Here is a 1,438-nt window from a genome sequence, read left to right on the forward strand (position 1 = left end):
ACGCCATCCTGATCATCGGCGGCGCCGGCGGGGTCGCCTCGATCGCCATCCAACTGGTTCGGGCCCTGACCGACCTGACGGTCATCGCCACGGCGTCACGTCCCGAAACCCGCGACTGGGTCATGGATCTCGGCGCGCACCATGTGATCGATCACAGCAAGCCGCTGGCCGACGAGATCAAGGCCCTCGGCATCGGTTCGCCCGGCTTCGTCTTCTCGACCAACGGGACCGCCGACAATCTGGACGCGATCGTCGAACTGATCGCGCCGCAGGGACATTTCGGCCTGATCGACGACCCCGAGGCGCTGAACGTCTCGGCCTTCAAGCAGAAGTCCGTGTCCACCCACTGGGAGTTCATGTTCACCCGATCGATGTTCGAGACCGCCGACATGGACGAGCAGGGCAAGCTGCTGAACAACGTCGCCGAGCTGATCGACACCGGCAGAATCCGCACGACGCTCGGCGAGGTGATGACGCCGATCAATGCCGAGACCCTGAAGGAAGCACATCGCAAGTCCGAAGCCGGCCGGGCCAAGGGCAAGATCGTGCTCGAAGGTTTCTGACAGCTTCGATTTCGAACGATTGTCTACCCCTCAGCGACGAGACCGTACTGCGCGGCGTCGACCGTACGCCCCTCTTCGCCGGCTTCCTCGGCCTTGCCGTGCTCCTCATGGCGCTGTCGGCGACCTGGTATCGCGAGGGCCGGTAGGGCTGCGTCTCTGTCGAGAGCCTTGCCTAACGCTTCGGCACCTCTAGTGTGGGAACACGTCGACACGCCGAACATGCTGGAGCCGCCATGTGGTTTCGTCTGCTTGCCACGGTCTTCGCGGTGCTTCTGCTGCAAGCCCCGGCCTTCGCTGACGTCAAGGACAGGATCGCGTCCCTGGCGCCCTCCGGGCTGGTGTTCGTGCTGGACGAAGACGGCAACGAGCTGCTTGCCCAGAACGCCGACCAGCCCTTCGTCCCGGCGTCGGTCGCCAAGCTCGTCACGGCGTGGCTGGCGATGGAGGAGCTGGGCGGCGATTATCGCTTCAAGACGCAGTTCTATCTCGGCGACGACAGGGTGCTGTATGTGCGCGGCGGCGGCGACCCGTTCCTGGTTTCCGAGGAACTCGCCGTGCTCGCGCCGAAGCTCCTCGACGAAACCGGCACGGAGCCTTTCACCGGCATCGTGGTCGATGCGAGCTACTATCCCGCCGAGCTCCGCATCCCGGGGATCGAGGCCACCGACGAAGCCTACGACGCGCTGAATTCGGCGCTCGCCGTCAACTTCAACACGATCAACGCCCGTCGCAATGGCAAGACGGTCCGGTCGGCCGAGGAGCAGACACCGATCACGCCGCTCGCCATCAGCCAGTTCCGTGCGCGCGGCCCCAACGGTCGCAGCCGGATCAGCCTGACCCAGGAAGATCCGAGCATCGGTATCCGCTATGCGGGT

The 1,438-nt window shown here is 64.9% G+C and carries 2 protein-coding genes; both read left to right on the forward strand.

All coding sequences use genetic code 11. The features are described 5' to 3' along the window. Positions 1 to 563 (forward strand): zinc-binding alcohol dehydrogenase family protein (locus SI859A1_RS00100; protein WP_009207865.1); only part of this gene is annotated, 563 nt, incomplete at its 5' end. Positions 564 to 796: 233 nt separating this feature from the next. Then, a partial coding sequence (locus SI859A1_RS00110) for a D-alanyl-D-alanine carboxypeptidase (RefSeq protein WP_244400816.1) occupies positions 797 to 1,438 on the forward strand: 642 nt, incomplete at its 3' end.

This window comes from Aurantimonas manganoxydans SI85-9A1 (assembly GCF_000153465.1).
Lineage (GTDB): Bacteria > Pseudomonadota > Alphaproteobacteria > Rhizobiales > Rhizobiaceae > Aurantimonas > Aurantimonas manganoxydans.